Consider the following 16354-nt stretch of genomic DNA (forward strand, 5'->3'; position numbering starts at 1 on the left):
GGAAACCTCAGTTGAGCCGGATGTTCGCGGCCTGGATGACGCGGTTCCACTTCTCCGTCTCTGTGGCGAAGAAGCGGCGGGACTCGGCAACCGTTCCGCCCACCGGCGTCGCACCGAGCTGCCGCAGCCGCTGCTGCACCACCGGCAGCGCCAGCACCTGGCGGGCATCGGCATTCAGGCGTTCAAGTAGCTGCTCCGGAACGGTGCCCGGGGCGGCGAGGGTCATCCAGGCGGTGGCAACGTAGCCCTCCACACCGGCTTCAGCGGCGGTCGGCACATCCGGCAGCGCGTCGGAACGCGTGGCGGAGGTCAGGGCGAGGGGACGCACGGCGTTGCCCTGCACCAGTGGCGGGACGGTGGGAAGGTTCTCGAACATCGCGTTCAAATTGCCGGCGACCAGGTCGTTCAGCGCCATGGAGCTGCCGCGATAGGGCACATGCGACATTTGCACGCCGGCGCTCAGCAGGAAGAGTTCGCCCGCGAGGTGGGTGGAGCTGCCGTTGCCGGCGGAGCCGAAGGTGAGCTGTCCCGGCTTCTGCCGCGCCAGCGCGACCAGTTCCTGCAGGTTCCGCACTGGAAGGGAGGGGTTCACGATGATGACGTTGGGCACGTCGATCAGCACGGTGACGGGCGCGATGTCCTTGGCCGGATCATAGGTCAGCCGGGGATAGATCGCGCTGGCCGCGTGGATGCCGACGGTGCCGACCAGTAGCGTGTAGCCGTCCCCCGGGGAGCGGGCCACCACTTCGGCACCGATGTTACCGCCCGCACCGGGGCGGTTCTCCACGACAACCGGCTGCCCCCAGAGGGCGCCGAGATGTTCCGCCATGATCCGACCGGACACATCGGCGGTGCCGCCTGCGGAGAAGGGCACCACGATGCGCACCGGCTTCGTGGGGAAGGCCGGCGCTGATGGCTGTCCCTGTGCCAGTCCCGGCACGGCACCGGTGGCGGTGAGCAGTATGGCGACGAAAAGGCAACGCAGCATGATCCGATTCCCCTATGGTGAGGCAAGCCGCGTGCGGTGGCATTTCCCGTTTGGTTATTTTGAAATCGTTCTTGAAAGCACTTCGACGTAGAGTTCGCGGCCTGCAGCAATGTGGCGCCGCATCGCGACCTCTGCGGCCTGCGCCCGACCAGCCTCGATTGCGGCAAGAATCTCCGTGTGCTCCGCCGCGATCCGGTCATGGCGCTCCGGCACGGCGCGCGCGAGATGACGATAGCGCTCGAAGCCGACCAGCACCTGCTCATGGCACGCCGCGGCGGACTCGTTCCCGCTCAGCCGACGCAACTCCTCGTGGAAATCGTAGCCGACGGACAAGACGAGCTCGGGATCCCCGATCCCCAGCACGCGAAGGTGCCGCGCATGGATGTCCCGCAGCCGGTCCAGCCGGACCATGCCACGCGCGACGCCATCGGCTGCGGCGCTGGCGAGCAGCCCTTCCAGCACTTCGCGCGTAGCGGACAGGTCATGCATTTCCCCCATCGAGAGGGGTGGCACGCGGAGGCCCCGCGCCGGTTCGCGGACCAGGAGCCGCAACTGTTCGAGCCGCCGCACCGCGTCGCGAAGCGGGGTGCGGCTGACCTTGTAGCGCGCCGCGAGGCGCTCCTCGGTTTCCACTGTGTCGGACGTCAGCTCGCCGCTGGTGATGGCTCCGAGAAGCTGGCGGAAAACCAATTCGGCCGCCGTCATGCCAGACGGTGCCCGATCCAGGCTATCGCGGTTTGCCATGCTCCAACTCATGCACACATGAATGCATGTATACATACCGGTGGCAACCCGCATGATCGTCGGCCGGAATAAGATCAGGCGCGGTGTGCCGCAGCGCCCTCTGCCTCTGCGATCAGCCAATCGCGGAAGGCCCGCAGGGCTGGCACCTCCTCCGCCGCCTCCGGATAGACGAGACGATAGGCCATGCCGCCGCCCAGCACTTGCGAGAAGGGCGTAGCGAGGCGGCCGCAGGCTATGTCGGCCTCGATGAGGAAGCCTGGAAGCAGCGCGACCCCCAGCCCGGCCGCGGCGGCCTCCGCCACCATAGCCATGTGCTGGAACTGCGGCCCGCGCAGCCCGTCGATTCCCTCCAGCCCGGCCTCCGCCAGCCATTCCACCCAGCCCCGCGGCCGCGTGGTCTGCTGCAGCAGGACTTGGCGAGACAAGTCAGCCGGGCTGCGCAGCATGGCGGCCACCGCCGGTGCGCAGACAGGCAGCCGTGCATCCTCGACCAGATCATGGCTGACGATGCCGGGCGCGGCGGCGCCGGTGAGGATGATTGCGGCATCCACATCCTCGGCCGCGAAGTCCATAGGCGTCAGCCGCGTGGTGTAGTTCCGGAAGTTGAGCATCATTGCCGGATAGGCGGCGCGGAAGCCCGGCAGGCGCGGCATGAGCCAGCGCGCGCCAAAGGTCGGGGAAACCGCGAGGTTCAGCGTCCCGCCGGCCCCGCGATGCGCCAGCAGTTCCAGAGTGGCGCCCTCGAGGCGCGCTAGGCTGGCACGGACCTGCGGCGCATAGGCAGCACCGGCCGGCGTAAGGACCAGCCGCTGCCGCACCCGCTGGAAAAGACGCAGGCCAAGCAGCGCTTCCAACCCCGCAAGTTGGCGGCTGACCGCGCTCTGGGTCAGCCGCAGCTCCTCCGCGGCGCGAGAGACGCTGAGATGGCGGGCGCAGGCCTCGAAGGCCTGCAGGGCGGAGGTGGGAGGAACATGGCGGCGCATCCAGCGGTTCATTCTAGATCGTCATGAAGACATGCGCGAGTTTCAGTTGCGGTTCCGCGACATCGGGCTGAACCTGGGGCTCAGCCGGAAACCAGCCGCGGCAGCGTGGCCAAGACCCATGCCAGATGCACATGGGATGGAACGGCCACAATGAGCCGCCCGGGCAGCGATCCGGCGGCCGTGGGATGGATGCCTGCCTCACTCGGCCCGCCAGGAGGTGACTTCATGACGTTCTTCCGAATGCCGCGTCGCGCTTGGCTGACCGGCGCAGCCGGTGCCGCCTTCATGTCACGCACCGCGTCGCCGGCGCAGGCCGCCTGGACGCCTCAACAGCCCATTCGGATCCTGGTGGGCTATCCGCCCGGTGGCGCCGTGGACATTCTGGTCCGCGTGGTGGGCGAAGGCGTGCAGCGCCTGCGTGGCGTGTCCGTGGTGCCCGAGATCCGCAGCGGCGCCTACGGCTTCATCGCCGCGCAGACCGCCGCACGCGCCGCGCCTGATGGCTACACCCTGTGCAGCGCCATCATGGGGATGATGAGCGTGCTGCCTGCCATTCCCGGCATTCCCGTGCCGCTGGATCTGGACAAGGAGCTAACGCCCGTCTCCGCCCTGGCTGGCACGCCGATGGCGCTGGTCGTGCGACCGGACGCGCCGTTCAACGACGTGGACGGGTTGATTGCCTATGCCCGGTCGAAGGGTGGTGCAGCCACCTACGCCTCCTCCGGAAACGGATCCATCAACCATCTCGGCGCCGCGCTCTTCTGCGGGACGGCGGGCGTGCAGATGACGCACATTCCCTATCGCGGCGGCGCACCCGCGACCCTCGATGTCTCGGCCGGACGGGTCGACATGATGGTGGCGAACGTCGCCGAGGTGGCCCAGCAGATTGGCGCCGGCCAACTCAAGGGCCTGGGCGTGACAGCGAAGGAGCCGACGCCGCTGGCGCCGCAGCTCGCGCCGCTCGCAGGGCGCATTCCGGCGATGGAGATCAACAACTGGTTTGGCCTAGCCGGCCCGGCCGGCATGCCGGCGGAAGTGCGCTCGGCACTGGGCGAGATGTTCAACACCGTCGTCAACGACCCGCAGACGGCGAAGATTCTCACCGAGCGCGGACTCCTGCCGCTCGGCGAAGCCGGTCCCGCCTTCGAGCAACGCATCCTCCGGGACCGCGCGCGCTGGAAGGACGTCGCGCAGGCCAACAACATCCGCGGCGACTGACGGCCGCCCCTCCGCGCCAATTCAAGGAAGCTCATGATCGCGTCCCTTTCGCCCAGTTCCTTGTCACTGGGCATCGATATCGGTGGAACCTTCACTGATCTCGTCATCCTGGACCCCGCCGACGGCCGCGCCTCCATCTGGAAGGAAAGCACGACGCCTGATGATCCCTCTCGCGGCGCGATCGCAGGTCTTGAGCAGTTGCTCCCTCGCAGCGGCATTCAGGCGGGGTCGATCGGGCGGGTGGTGCATGCCACCACCCTCTTCACGAACGCGCTGATCGAGCGGAAAGGCGCGGCCACGGGCCTCCTCACCACGGCCGGCTTCGCCGACGTGCTCGAGATCGCTCGGGAGCGGAAATATGAGCTCTACGACGTCTTCTTGGAGATGCCGAAGCCCCTCGTTCCCCGCCCCTGGCGGAGAGAGGCGAAGGAGCGGCTGGCGCCTGATGGTAGCATAGAGGTGCCGCTGGACGTGGAGGCCGCGCTGGCCGAGGTGGCGGATCTCGTGGCGCAGGGCGTGACCAGCCTCGCGATCTGCTTCCTGCACGCCTATGCCAACCCGGTGCATGAGCGCATGGCGGCCGAGGTCATCGCCAAGCGCTTTCCGCAGCTTTCTATCTCCCTCTCTTGCGACATCGCGCCCGAGATCCGCGAGTACCCGCGCGCGGTCACCACCGTGGCCAACGCCTATGTCCGCCCCATCGCCGAGACCTACCTGGACACGCTGGAGGCCGCGCTGAAGCGCGCCGGTATCCCGGGCGGACTCTTCCTCATGCTTTCCAATGGCGGGCTGACCCATGTGGCAGAGGCCAAGCGCGCGCCCGTGCAGCTGCTGGAGAGCGGCCCCGCGGCTGGCGCGCTGGCCGGCGCTTGGTTCGGCCGCCATGCAGGGCTGGAGCGGGTACTGGCCTTCGATATGGGTGGCACCACCGCCAAGCTGGCCCTGGTGGATGATGGCGAGCCTTTGGTGGCCTGGGGCTTCGAGGCGGCGCGCACCAAGCGGTTCCTCCGCGGCTCCGGCCTGCCTGTCCAGATCGCGACCGTGGAACTGATTGAGATCGGCGCCGGCGGCGGCTCCATCGCGCGCCCGTCCGATCTCGGCACGCTGCATGTTGGCCCGGAGAGCGCGGGCGCGCAGCCCGGCCCCGTCTGCTACGGCCGCGGCGGCACGGAGCCAACCGTCACCGACAGCGACCTGGCGCTGGGATACCTGAACCCAGACTTCTTCCTAGGCGGAACGATGCGGATCGATCCCGGCCCGGCCGTGGCGGCGCTGGAGGGGCTTTCTACGCGGCTCGGCCTCGAGGCGGGGCGTGGCGCGCCGGGCATCCATGACGTGGTGAACGAGAACATGGCCGGCGCCGCCCGTGTCGCCATCGCCGAGCGGGGCCGGGTCCCTCGTGACTACGCCTTGCTGGCAACCGGAGGCGCTGCCCCCGTCCATGCCTGGAATGTCGGCACCAAGCTCGGCGTCTCCCGCGTCGTCTGCCCACCCGGCGCCGGGGCGGGCAGCACCATCGGCATGCTGATGGCCCCTGCCCGCATCGACCGCGTTGCCTCCCGCAACGAGGCGCTGGCGACAGCCCGGTGGAACGAGATCGCCGCCATCTTCGAGGCGCTGGAGGCGGAAGCCCTGGCGATTGTCGACGGCACGGGTGCGGACCTCTCCCGCCGCAGCGTCCGGCGGCTGGCGGACATGCGCTATGTCGGGCAGGGCTCGGAGATCACCGTGGCCCTGCCGGAGGAACTGGAGGCGAAGGGCGTGCTCGCCGCCTTCGAGCTGGCCTATCGCCAGCTCTTCGGCCGAACGCCGCCGGGCGCCAACGTGCAGTTCGTGGCGTTGCGCCTCTCCATCTCCGCCCCCATGCCAGGCGCCGGCGAGACGCTGCGCATCGGCAGCGGGCAGGCAGGCGCGGAGGCGCTAAAGGGCCGGCGCCGCGTCCACTTCCCCGATACCGGCGCGATCGAGACGCCGGTCTATGACCGCTACGCCCTTATCCCCGGCGTGCAGCTCGAAGGCCCTGCGGTCTTCGAGGAGAACGAGAGCACCTTTGTCGTCGGACCCGGCGCCCGCATCAGCGTGCTGCCCGACGGCTCAATCCTGGCGGAGCGCGTGGCATGAGCGCGGTTGAGGACGTGCGGCGTTTCGACGCCGTGGAGATCGAGCTGCTCTGGCGGCGCCTCATCTCCCTTGTTGATGAGGCGGCGGCAGCGCTGGTGCGCACCAGCTTCTCCACCCTGGTGCGGGAGAGCTACGACTTCTCGTGCGTGGTGACGGATGCCGATGGACAATCCCTGGTGCAGGCCACGGAAAGCATCCCGAGCTTCATCGGCACCCTGCCTGAGACGGTGAAGCACTTCATCCGGCACTTCCCGGAGGAGAGCTTGCAGCCCGGCGACGTGCTGATCACCAACGATCTCTGGCTCGGCACCGGCCACCTGCCCGACATCACCGTGGCTAAGCCGATCTTCCGCAACGGCAGGCTGGTGGCGTTCAGCGCCTCCACCGCCCATGCGCCCGACATTGGCGGCAAGATCCGCAGCCCAGAGCCGCGCGAGGTCTTCGAGGAGGGCCTTCAGATCCCGCCCATGAAGCTGCTGCGCGCCGGCCAGCAGGACGACACGCTGGTCTCGATCATCCGCAAGAACGTGCGCACGCCCGACCAGACCATGGGTGACCTCTGGGCCCAGGTTGTGGCGCTGGACTTGATGGAGGAGCGGCTCCTGATCCTCATGGAGCAGGCCGGGCTGGACCACCTGCGCGACCTCGCGGCCGAAATCCACACACGCTGCGAGACGGCAATGCGCGCTGCGATCGCGGCTCTGCCGGACGGCACCTATACCAGCTCCCTCCAGACGGACGGGCTGATGGACAAGCCCATCACCCTGCGCCTGGCCCTGTCGATCCAGGGCGACACCATCACGGCCGATTTCACCGGCACGGACCCGCAGGTGGACCGCGCGATCAACTGCGCCCTCTGCTACACCTATGCCATGACCATGTATGGGGTGAAGGTCTGCACCAGCCCCAACCTGCCGAACAACGAGGGCGCCTGGCGCCCCATCCGCATCGAGGCCCCGGCCGGCTGCATCGTGAACCCGGTCTTTCCGGCCTCTGGCGGCTCCCGCATGCTGATCGGGCACTACATCCCCATGCTCGTCTTCGGCTGCCTTGGCCAGGTGGTGCCGGAGCGGGTGATGGCGGCCTGTGGATCGCCCATGTGGGGCATGAACCAGTCCGGCGTTAACGCCGCCGGCAAGCCCTACGCCAACATGTTCTTCTTCAACGGCGGCATGGGGGCGAATATGCAAGGCGACGGCATCTCCTGCCTATCCTGGCCCTCCAACGTCTCCTCCACGCCCGTCGAGATCACGGAGCATATTGCTCCGCTGCGGGTGCACCATAAGCGGCTGCGCCCGAACAGCGGCGGCCCCGGCCGCCACCGAGGCGGACTGGGGCAGGAAGTGCTGATCGAAAGCCGGTCCGAAACCCCGATCGCTGTCTCGTTCCTGGCCGAGCGCACCCTCTTCCCGGCGTTCGGGATCGAAGGCGGGGAAGCCGGGGCGCCTGGTCTCCTGCACATCAACGGACAGGCCGTGGATCCCAAGCGACAGTATGTACTGCTGAGGGGAGACACCGTGCTGATGGGCACCCCCGGTGGAGGTGGACATGGTCCGGCCTCCGAACGAGGGGCCAGCGCGTTGCAGGCAGATCGGCGCGCCAGATACGTCGCGTAGCTGCCGGTCCACATCACTCCAGATCAGCCGAGGAAGTTCAGGCGGGCGATCAGGAGCGGCCCGCGCGCAGCCTGCTCCGCTGCACGCGCAAGCCGCTCAAGATTGAATGCCCGCCGCGCCTCGCTGGGAAGAGGCCAGTTTGAGGGACTGACCTGTCAAACCAAGGTGCTACACAAAGCGCATCACGCGCGCGGGGGCCACGGCTCCCGAACCCGCCAAGTTTACGGCGACACGCCGGCTGGCTGCGTTCGGCCAACATCCGTCACGCCGTTCTGCACCCGCCCCCCTCAACGCCCAGATCGCCCCGAACCCGACGGTGCAGAGATATCCTGGCCATGCTGACAATCCATCTCGGGAAACCTGGCAGCATGGCGTGATCTCCGGAAGCAGCGCGGCGGCTGAGGCGCCGTTGCGCTGGGCGCAGCTACTCTGGCTGCACGCCCGCTGCGCGCAGAATCGCCGTGTAGCGCTCGACCCCCTCGCGCACGAAGCTCATCACCTGCTCAGATGTCTCGAAGCCCCCTCGCGGCGCGACGCCAGCCATCTCGTTGAGCTTCGCGGTATTCTGCTGGATCGCTCCCCGGAAGGCGGCGCCGAGCGTGGCCACCACAGGCGCAGGAGTGCCAGCTGGCGCGAGGATGGGGAAGAACTCCTCGTGGATCAGGCCGGGCAGACCGGCCTCGGACGCGCTCGGCACATCGGGCAGGGCCGGGCTGCGATGCTGTGCAAGTACCGCGAGCGCGCGCAGCCCCCCGCCGCGGATCTGGCCGATCGATGATGCCATGGTCGGCGTGCCAAGCTGCGCTTCCCCGGCCATCAGTGCGGCGACGCTCGGTCCGCCTCCTCGGTAATGCACCACCTCAACCGGCACCTGGACGATGGAGCGGAGCAGTTCCCCGGCGAGGTGCACACCGCTGCCGAGGCCGGCCGTGGCCAGGTTGTAGCGGCCCGGAGCGGCCTTCAGCAGCGCCACCAACTCTTGCGCCGTCTGCGCCGGCAGTCGTGGATTGACGACAAGCACATGCGGGGAGAAGCCGGCCATCGCCACGCCGACGAAATCGCTGACCGGGTTATAGGGCATACGTGCGACGATCGCCGGCACTGTCGCATGGGAACTGTTGATGAGCACCGTGTAGCCATCCGGAGCCGAACGCGCGACATGCTCGGAGCCGACGACGCTGCCGGCCCCGGCGCGGTTCTCGATGACAACTGACTGACCGAACGTCTGACCGGCGGCTTCCGCAATGATCCGCGCGACGATGTCGTTCGAGCCACCAGGGGCGAAGGGAACGATCATCCGGATCGGCCGCTCGGGCCGCCAAGCCTGCGCGGTCTGTGCACGGGCGACAGACGGCGAGAGGCCGGCAGCAAGGGTAAGGGTGAGGGCTTGGCGGCGGGTGGCCATCGAGAACGTCTCCCTGGTTTTGGTTGCGCTGCGCCCTGGAGGGGCGATGCGAGCCCTCTTATACCCGTTCCACGAGCTGCTGACTCGTTTGTGTGAGGCGTGGTTCGCAGGGGCGTGATTTCGTGTTCTCCGGCTTAGCGGAAGTCACTGGATGGGCGCGGCGGTGGTGACCTGGGCCAACATCAAGGGGGCGGAGCTGAGGCTTCTGGCGCGCCGGAATCAGGTTGGGCCAGTGTCGGCGCGGCTTATCGCGCTCGCAAATGTCCTGGACGGCATGAACCGAGAGGCGGCGGCCGGGGCTGCGGGGATGGATCGACGAACGTTGCGGACCTGGCTGTCGATGATCTCGGCAGTTGGCTGGGCCGCCCGTCCTGTTGCTATTCGCTGGCGCTCACGGAGCGCCGCGTTGAGCGTCTTCCAGGTGCCAGCTCGCCGCCATCTGGGATAATGCCAGTACACCGCAGGCCAAGGCGGAAACTCATGCGGGATGGTCCGCCTGCAGTGCAGGAGTGAGGAGTGGACGCAAGATGGCCCACTCGCCACCGCGCAGTTCAGAGAAACAGGGTTCGGACCACATCCAAGCCAGATCGTCGCTGGCCGGCCGCCTGCCGCACCACTTGATGCGAAAAAGAATCACCAAACGCCCTCCCGGAGGCCGACGCGCATCTTTCCTCCCAAGAGGCGCGCCCAAAACCGCACGGAGGTCCCCCCATAGCCGTCCACCGTCAGTCAGCGGTGACCTGAACGAAGATCAGCTTTCCTCTGCTCTCCGGCCGAAAGCGGCCTTTCGGCTTTCGGCTTTCGGCTTTCGGCTTTCGGCTAGATTTACCCCTTCCGCTTCGCGGCCATGTTGGTCATCTCTGCTCCGCGGTAAGCTCCTCGAAAGCGGCCTTGGCGCGCCGGTATTCGGACGGTCGAGATTTGTGGAAAGGCGGGGCCGTTGACCACTCAGGCCCGGCATGGCAGGGCGGGTCCATGCCCCAGCTCCAGGCCGCACAGATCCCGGTCACGCCATTTCAACAGAACTGCGCCCTGATCTGGGACGCGGAAACCGGACGCGGCACGGTAATCGACCCGGGCGGTGACGTGCCGCGCATCCTGGCCGCGCTGGATAAGGCCGGGTTCAAGGTGGACCGCATCCTCCTCACGCACGGCCACCTGGACCATGCCGGCGGTGCCGCCGCGCTGAAGCGCGAGTTGGAGGCGCGGCAGGGTGACGCCGTCCCGATCGAGGGGCCAGACCGCCGCGATGCCTTCCTCCTCGAAGGCTTGGCCGATCAGGGCACGCGCTTCGGAATCGAGGGGCTGGAGAGCGTGACTCCCGACCGCTGGCTGGCGGAGGGCGACAAGGTCTCCGTCGCTGGGCAGGACTTCGCGGTGCTGCACTGCCCCGGCCACACGCCCGGCCACGTGGCCTTCGTCTCCACCGCGCTCGGTATTGCGTTGGTGGGGGACGTGATCTTCCGCGGCTCAGTGGGGCGCACCGACTTCCCCTATGGCGACCACGCCGCGCTCATCGCGGCAATAGAAGACAAACTGCTGCCGCTGGGCGACGAAATCCGCTTCCTCTGCGGCCACGGCCCGGGCTCCAGCTTCGGCGAGGAGCGCCGGTCCAACCCATTCCTCAAGGGCCGGGGCTGAGGCGCGGTCTTCGGTCTTTGTCAGAAGAGCCTCTTCAACCGCTCCGGTGATTCCGCGCCCACTCGGCACTGACGAAGTCCTTCGTGTCGTCGTGCGGCGGCTCGACGCGCTGCCCTCTTACGCGCGCCGATTGGCAGTGCACCTCGCGGCGGTGTGAGACGCCTGTTAACGATCGAGTTCCGCTGCCGCCAATTCCGCCACCTGCAGGTCGGTCGGCGCCGGCTCGCCGTCCTCCAGGAAGCACGCCGCGGAAAGGCCACACCAAACTTGGATTCAAAGCAGTAGGCGTTCCCGCTCCGGCGCCGCAGACTCCGTCACGATCGTAAGGCGCCGGGCGAAGTGCCCAGGCTAAGTGGCCACCCAGCGGGTTGGATCAGCCAGGCCGGGATTGCTGAAGATGTTGGTGAAGTCGAAACCGTGCCCGCCCGCCAAGCGCTTGATGTCGATACGGCTCCACGGCTGCTTTGGCTCACTTGCAAGGGTAGTCAAACCCCAGAAGGATAACTCTGGGCAGTAGATGGCACTGTCCGCTCTGCTGTTGCCCGGTCTTGAAAGCCGGCATTCCGTTATCCAGCAAGTCCCGCCACGGCGGATCTCCGCCCTTGCCGGACGGTGACGGGTGTCTGGCTGGCATTCAGAAGCAAATATCACTGAAGCACGAATCTTGAACGGCGAACTTGGCGATGGATAGGATGTGGCCGCGGCCAAGCCAGCAGGGCTGCCGCGAAGAAGCGTGGAATGCGCCCGTCAAGGGCTCCTGGCCTGAGGCCGCTCCGCGCCTCTTTCAGCCGCCGCCAGGAACAGGCAAACCTCCGTGAGGTTCCGCACGAGGTCCCCTCTGCGGCTTTCCACCTCTTCCAGTGGGCCACCCAGCCCAATGGCAAGCGGCGGCTGGTCCTGTAGTGACGGCAACGGCATGGCAAGCACGCTCTGGCCCGGAACCATCGATCCCGCACTCTCTGTCCATCCTCGTGCTCGGCTTATACGCAGGTCGGTGAAGAAGGCACCCAGCCTCAGACGCAGCGCCGGGTCGTGCTCCTCGGCGTTGGCGCGGCGTAGGATGCGGGTGACTTCATCATCCGGCTTCAGCATCAGCAGCGCCTTGCCGACTGCGGCCCGGGTGACGGGGCGCAGCATGCCGGCGCGCATGTTCTCATCTCCCGGCAGGTCCGGACGTCGCAGGGTCAATATGTACTGCACGTGCGCCTGGCGCTGAAGGCCGATGAGAACGCTCATGCCTGTGCGGGCGCGCAACTGCTCCATCAATCGAAGCAGGCTACTGTCACCTAGCAACCGGTCCTGCAGCCATCCCCCGAGCAACATCACGCGTAGCGTCGGGCGGTAACGCCGATCCTCGGGATCCTGCTCGAGATAGCCCATCCGCGCCAGCCCGGCGAGCAGCACTGATGTACTCGACAATGGTGCGCCGAGACGCCGCGCGAGCTCGCTCACACCTGCTGCACGATGCGCCTCGGCAAAAAACTCCAGCACCTCGATCGTACGCCGGGCGGACTTAACCGCAATGCCCTCGGCCAACTCCATCCGTGCCTCCCCAAACTTCACATACGTGAAGGGTCCAGAAGCCTAAATCCGTGCCAAGAATGGGGCAATGGCGCCGGGCGAACCGGCCTGGAAAGGGGAAACGCTGCATGAGCCAACCAGGATTGTCCCTTAGCCGCCGCAGCATGCTGGGCGCTGGATTTGTCTCGCTGGCACTGGTCACGTCGAAGACCGCACGCGCGGATTTTCCGGACAAGCCCATTCGGCTGATCGTGCCCTATGGCGGCGGCGGGCAGACGGACATCGTGTCGCGCCTCGTTGCCGAAGCGATCGGCCAGCGCCTAGGCCAGCAGCTGCTGGTCGACAACCGGCCAGGCGCGGCCGGAAATCTCGCGGCTGAGATGACTGCACGAGCGCCAGCAGATGGATATACCATCATGGTCGGCTCGACTGGTCCCTTCGGCGGCGTGAACGCCGCCCTCTATAAGAATCTCGGCTATGATTGGCAGAAAGATTTCAGTCTCATCGGGCTGTTCTGCACCACGCCAAATGTTCTGCTGATCAATACCTCCGCCATCCCAGCGAAGACGCTGCCGGAGTTCATCGATATTGTGAAAGCACGCCCCAACGAGCTGAACTTCGCTTCCTCTGGCATTGGCGCCACAACTCATCTGTCAATGGAACTGTTGCTGGAGCGCGCTGGCTTGCAAATGGTGCATGTGCCTTACCGGCAGAGCACCCAAGGCATGACCGACCTCCTCGCCGGTCGTGTGCAGGCGCGCTGCCTGGGTCTGCCGGAGGCTGAGCCGGTGAAGAACGACCCACGTATCCGCGCACTGGCTGTCACCAGCGTCGAGCGAAGCCACAACTGGCAGGACGTGCCTGCTATCGCCGAAACCATGCCAGGGTTCATCGGAGTGAATGAGTTCGGCCTGGCAGCACCAGCAAAGACACCTCCAGAGATCATTGCCCGCATCAGCACAGCGCTGAACGACGCGCTCGAGAGCCCCGTTCTGCAAGCCAGCTTCCGGCGTGTTGGGGCCGTTCCCGCAAGGCCCAACTCGCCGGAGAGCTTCACCGCATATTTGCGGGAACGCAGCGCAGTCTGGACCGGCTTGATCCAGCGCCTGGGACTTTCCGTCGAATGAGCCCCGCAGACGATATCGCCGCCGCGCTGCCGGAGCTGGAGAGCTGGATCGGCCGCTCCCGCTTGGTGCCTGAGGACATCGCACTTTCGGCCGTGCGTCGTGCCGCCGCGACCTTTGACCTGGATCCTGACGGCTTCAAGCCCGGGGATGAGCTGCCGCCTCACTGGTACAGCCTGTTCTTTGCAGACATGCCGCGGCAGTCGGTGATCGGACATGACGGGCACCCAAAGAAGGGCGCGTTTCTGCCGCCGATTCCACTCCCGCGCCGCATGGGCGCCGGCCGCCGGGTGCGCTTCATGGGCAATCTGCGTGTCGGCGATGCTGCGGCCAAAAAGGTTGAAGTTGCAGCCATCACGCCCAAGGCAGGTCGCACCGGGCAGATTGTGGTGCTGACCATGCGCCAAACTATCATCGCACGTGGCAAGACACTGGCGGTGGACGAATTTGACGCGATCTATCGCGAAGCCGTCGCGGCAGGCACTGCCAGCAAGACCTCGCCCCCCGCTGCAGCGCCCGCAGATTCTGTTTGGTCGGACACGGTCTTCCTCGATCCGGTGCTGGTCTTCCGTTACAGCGCCATCACCTGGAATGCGCATCGCATCCACTACGATGCGGATTATGCGCGCGGCGAGGAAGGCTATCCCACCGTGGTGCAGAATGGCGGCCTGACCATGCATTTGTTGCTGGATTCTGCACTGAAGCGGGCCCCCGGCCGACTTGCTGGCTACAGCGCGCGCCTGGCGCGGCCGCTCTTTGTAGGTGACGGCGTGACCTTTCATGGCGCCGCACCTGAAGGCAGGACGATGCGGGCCTGGGCGGCTGACAAGGACGGGTTGTTGGCTGCGGAAATGACGCTGGAGTTCGAAGCATGACCGGTGGACCGCTGGAAGGCGTGCGTGTCATCGACCTGACCTCCGTGGTTGTCGGCCCGATCTGCACGCGGACTCTTGCTGATCAGGGGGCCGAAGTAATCAAGGTGGAGCCGCCCGGCGGCGACCTGCTGCGCACCATGGCCCGTGGCAGCCGCAATCCCGGCATGTCGGGCAAGTTCATCAATTTCAACCGCAACAAGCGCTCGGTCTGCCTGGACCTCAAGCAGCCAGATGGCATGTTGGCAATGCGGCGGTTACTGGCACAGGCGGACGTCTTCGTCAGCAACGTACGCCCTGTCGCGCTGGAACGGCTGGGGCTGGATCATGCCACCTTGCTACGGAGCAACCCGAAGCTGATCTATTGTGGCATCCTCGCCTTCGGTAGCGCCGGCCGGTATGCCAATCGCCCGGCCTATGACCCGATCATCCAGAGCCTGTCCGGCGTCGCCGCAACTTTCGAACGGGCCACCGGGGAGCCCCGCTTCGTGCCGATGGTGATGACAGATCACGTCACCGGCCTCATCGCGGCACAAAGCATCGGCTTCGCTCTGTTCCGCCGCACCCGTACAGGGCTCGGCGAAGCAATCGAGGTGCCGATGTTCGAGAACATGGCAAGCTTCGTCATGAGCGAGCACATGGGGCCCGCGACCTTCGATCCGCCCGTTGGCCCGACCGGCGACAACCGCCTGTTAAGCCCAGACTACCGGCCGCTGGCGACCAAGGATGGCTATATCACCGTTGGCCCAAACACCAACACGCAGGCTTTCGCGTTTTTCGAAGCGATCGGCCGGCCAGAGTTGCGCCATGATCCGCGCTTCAGTTCTGCGGCGGCGCGCACTGCCCATGCTGCCGAGTATTTCGTCGTCCGCGCCGAAGGCCTGGCGCAGCGCACGACTGATGAATGGCTGGAGATCCTCGGCAAGCTCGACGTGCCTGCCGCGCGCTATAACACGTTGGAGGATCTGATGGTCGACCCGCATCTGCGGGATGCCGGCTTCTTCAGGACGGAAGACCATCCGACCGAGGGCCGCATCCGCCGCACCAGCACCCCAAATCAGTTCAGCGGCGGCATGCGAGAAGATGAACTCCCTGCCCCGCGTCTGGGCGAAAACACGCGGGAGGTCCTGGGTGGGCTGGGCTACACTGATTCTGAACTCGACCTCTTGACCTCTAAGGGCGCCATAGGCGAAGCCGAGCCCGCCGTTGCAGCAGGAGCCGCCGCATGAGCCGTTCACAGCCAGCTTGGCGGTCCCTTCTTTTTGTACCCGCAACTGCCGAGCGTTTCATCGCCAAGGCCCATACACGCGGTGCCGACGGAATTATCCTCGACCTGGAGGACGCCATCCTGCCCGCGCACAAAGCCGAGGCACGCGCCGCGCTCGCTGCGGCGGTGCCGCGAGTCTCACAAGGGGGTGCCGATATTGTCGTCCGGATCAACCGCCCGCTGGAACTGGCGGTTCCCGACATCGAAGCCGCCGTCATGCCTGGGGTGGCCGCTCTGATGCTGCCCAAGGTCATGGGTCCTGAGCACATTCGCCTCCTGTCGGAATTGGTGACTACGTGCGAGGCCGCAAAGGGCATGGCGATCGGCCATACCCGCTTCATCGCTCTGGTCGAAACGCCCGACGCGCTGCCGCATCTTTTTGCCATCGCATCTGCAGACCCGCGCATGGCCGCGATGTCGGTCGGCGGCGAGGATATGGCGACGGAGCTTGGTGCTATCCCTTCGCCAGACTCCATGTATGTCTGGACCATGCAGGGCTTGGCCGCGTCGCGAGCGGCGGGGATCTTGCCGATGGGGTCGATGGGCAACTTTGCGCAGATCGACGATCTGGAGAACTACCGCGCAGGCTTGAAGCGTGCAAAAGGCCTGGGGTTCGCAACCGCCTCCTGCATTCACCCCTCGCACGTCCCGATCATCAACGAGGAGTACGGCGCCTCTGCAGAGGAGATCGATCGCGCGAAGCGCCTTCTCGCAGCCTTCGACGCTGCTGTGGCTCAGGGCCTAGGCGCTGTGGCCTTCGAAGGCGGCATGATCGACCTGCCGATTGTCATCCGCGCGCGCCGGCTGCTTGAACGGGCTACAGCCTGGAATTGACTTTCGGCAAAGCCGGAAAC

General features: G+C 66.6%; 13 protein-coding genes. 8 read left to right on the plus strand and 5 right to left on the minus strand.

Features of this window, described 5'->3' with window-relative positions; all coding sequences use genetic code 11:
* Nucleotides 1–7: 7 nt before the first annotated feature.
* The 3 genes from GSE44_RS19530 to GSE44_RS19540 all read right to left on the minus strand — a co-directional run bounded on the left by GSE44_RS19530 (nt 8) and on the right by GSE44_RS19540 (nt 2727).
* Nucleotides 8–988 carry a Bug family tripartite tricarboxylate transporter substrate binding protein gene (locus tag GSE44_RS19530; protein WP_159350514.1) on the minus strand — a complete coding sequence of 327 codons (981 nt, stop codon included), beginning with the start codon at nt 986–988 and terminating at the stop codon, nt 8–10.
* 54 nt (nt 989–1042) lie between these two features.
* Nucleotides 1043–1693 (minus strand): GntR family transcriptional regulator, encoded by a 651-nt coding sequence (locus GSE44_RS19535; protein WP_159350515.1) that lies wholly within the window; start codon nt 1691–1693, stop codon nt 1043–1045.
* A gap of 113 nt (nt 1694–1806) precedes the next feature.
* Nucleotides 1807–2727, minus strand: a complete 921-nt coding sequence (locus GSE44_RS19540) for a LysR substrate-binding domain-containing protein (protein WP_159350516.1) — start codon at nt 2725–2727, stop codon at nt 1807–1809.
* A 213-nt stretch (nt 2728–2940) separates the two neighbouring features.
* On the opposite strand from GSE44_RS19540, the gene GSE44_RS19545 reads away from it, so the two are divergent.
* From GSE44_RS19545 to GSE44_RS19555, 3 genes are read left to right on the plus strand one after another with little or no spacing between them, the layout of a single operon-like run.
* Nucleotides 2941–3933 carry a Bug family tripartite tricarboxylate transporter substrate binding protein gene (locus tag GSE44_RS19545; protein ID WP_159350517.1) on the plus strand — a complete coding sequence of 331 codons (993 nt, stop codon included), beginning with the start codon at nt 2941–2943 and terminating at the stop codon, nt 3931–3933.
* A gap of 33 nt (nt 3934–3966) precedes the next feature.
* Nucleotides 3967–6054: a hydantoinase/oxoprolinase family protein gene (locus tag GSE44_RS19550; protein WP_159350518.1), complete on the plus strand. Its 2088-nt coding sequence runs from the start codon at nt 3967–3969 to the stop codon at nt 6052–6054.
* A complete protein-coding gene (locus GSE44_RS19555; protein ID WP_159350519.1) occupies nt 6051–7670 on the plus strand; it encodes a hydantoinase B/oxoprolinase family protein in 1620 nt (539 codons plus the stop codon). The genes GSE44_RS19550 and GSE44_RS19555 overlap by 4 nt, the downstream gene beginning before the upstream one ends.
* A gap of 424 nt (nt 7671–8094) precedes the next feature.
* Here GSE44_RS19555 and GSE44_RS19560 read toward each other — a convergent pair whose 3' ends face one another.
* A complete protein-coding gene (locus GSE44_RS19560) occupies nt 8095–9075 on the minus strand; it encodes a Bug family tripartite tricarboxylate transporter substrate binding protein (RefSeq protein ID WP_159350520.1) in 981 nt (326 codons plus the stop codon).
* 975 nt (nt 9076–10050) lie between these two features.
* Between GSE44_RS19560 and GSE44_RS19565 the strand changes: the two genes are divergently transcribed.
* The gene (locus tag GSE44_RS19565) at nt 10051–10716 is read left to right on the plus strand and encodes an MBL fold metallo-hydrolase (protein WP_159350521.1); all 666 of its coding nucleotides are present in this window, start codon (nt 10051–10053) and stop codon (nt 10714–10716) included.
* A gap of 747 nt (nt 10717–11463) precedes the next feature.
* Here GSE44_RS19565 and GSE44_RS19570 read toward each other — a convergent pair.
* Entirely contained in the window at nt 11464–12258 is a 795-nt protein-coding gene (locus tag GSE44_RS19570) for an IclR family transcriptional regulator (protein ID WP_159350522.1), read from the minus strand.
* Nucleotides 12259–12365: 107 nt separating this feature from the next.
* Here GSE44_RS19570 and GSE44_RS19575 point away from each other — a divergent pair, with 107 nt between their 5' ends.
* Genes GSE44_RS19575 through GSE44_RS19590 form a run of 4 tightly spaced genes read left to right on the plus strand, consistent with a single transcriptional unit; the run spans nt 12366 to nt 16334 of the window.
* On the plus strand, nt 12366–13364 hold the full coding sequence (locus tag GSE44_RS19575) for a Bug family tripartite tricarboxylate transporter substrate binding protein (protein ID WP_159350523.1): 999 nt from the start codon (nt 12366–12368) through the stop codon (nt 13362–13364).
* The gene (locus GSE44_RS19580; RefSeq protein WP_159350524.1) at nt 13361–14236 is read left to right on the plus strand and encodes an HTD2 family dehydratase; all 876 of its coding nucleotides are present in this window, start codon (nt 13361–13363) and stop codon (nt 14234–14236) included. The genes GSE44_RS19575 and GSE44_RS19580 overlap by 4 nt, the downstream gene beginning before the upstream one ends.
* A gap of 20 nt (nt 14237–14256) precedes the next feature.
* A complete protein-coding gene (locus GSE44_RS19585) occupies nt 14257–15462 on the plus strand; it encodes a CaiB/BaiF CoA transferase family protein (protein ID WP_235924965.1) in 1206 nt (401 codons plus the stop codon).
* On the plus strand, nt 15459–16334 hold the full coding sequence (locus tag GSE44_RS19590; protein ID WP_159350526.1) for an HpcH/HpaI aldolase/citrate lyase family protein: 876 nt from the start codon (nt 15459–15461) through the stop codon (nt 16332–16334). The genes GSE44_RS19585 and GSE44_RS19590 overlap by 4 nt, the downstream gene beginning before the upstream one ends.
* Nucleotides 16335–16354 lie beyond the last annotated feature (20 nt).

It is taken from the genome of Muricoccus harenae (assembly GCF_009848505.1).
GTDB classification, from domain to species: domain Bacteria; phylum Pseudomonadota; class Alphaproteobacteria; order Acetobacterales; family Acetobacteraceae; genus Roseomonas; species Roseomonas harenae.

Coding starts and splice junctions, on each gene's coding strand:
- GSE44_RS19530 (WP_159350514.1), bottom strand. CDS start 988: ATGCTGCGTTGCCTTTTCGTCGCCATACTGCTCACCGCCACCGGTGCC.
- GSE44_RS19535 (WP_159350515.1), bottom strand. CDS start 1,693: ATGACGGCGGCCGAATTGGTTTTCCGCCAGCTTCTCGGAGCCATCACC.
- GSE44_RS19540 (WP_159350516.1), bottom strand. CDS start 2,727: ATGAACCGCTGGATGCGCCGCCATGTTCCTCCCACCTCCGCCCTGCAG.
- GSE44_RS19545 (WP_159350517.1), top strand. CDS start 2,941: ATGACGTTCTTCCGAATGCCGCGTCGCGCTTGGCTGACCGGCGCAGCC.
- GSE44_RS19550 (WP_159350518.1), top strand. CDS start 3,967: ATGATCGCGTCCCTTTCGCCCAGTTCCTTGTCACTGGGCATCGATATC.
- GSE44_RS19555 (WP_159350519.1), top strand. CDS start 6,051: ATGAGCGCGGTTGAGGACGTGCGGCGTTTCGACGCCGTGGAGATCGAG.
- GSE44_RS19560 (WP_159350520.1), bottom strand. CDS start 9,075: ATGGCCACCCGCCGCCAAGCCCTCACCCTTACCCTTGCTGCCGGCCTC.
- GSE44_RS19565 (WP_159350521.1), top strand. CDS start 10,051: ATGCCCCAGCTCCAGGCCGCACAGATCCCGGTCACGCCATTTCAACAG.
- GSE44_RS19570 (WP_159350522.1), bottom strand. CDS start 12,258: ATGGAGTTGGCCGAGGGCATTGCGGTTAAGTCCGCCCGGCGTACGATC.
- GSE44_RS19575 (WP_159350523.1), top strand. CDS start 12,366: ATGAGCCAACCAGGATTGTCCCTTAGCCGCCGCAGCATGCTGGGCGCT.
- GSE44_RS19580 (WP_159350524.1), top strand. CDS start 13,361: ATGAGCCCCGCAGACGATATCGCCGCCGCGCTGCCGGAGCTGGAGAGC.
- GSE44_RS19590 (WP_159350526.1), top strand. CDS start 15,459: ATGAGCCGTTCACAGCCAGCTTGGCGGTCCCTTCTTTTTGTACCCGCA.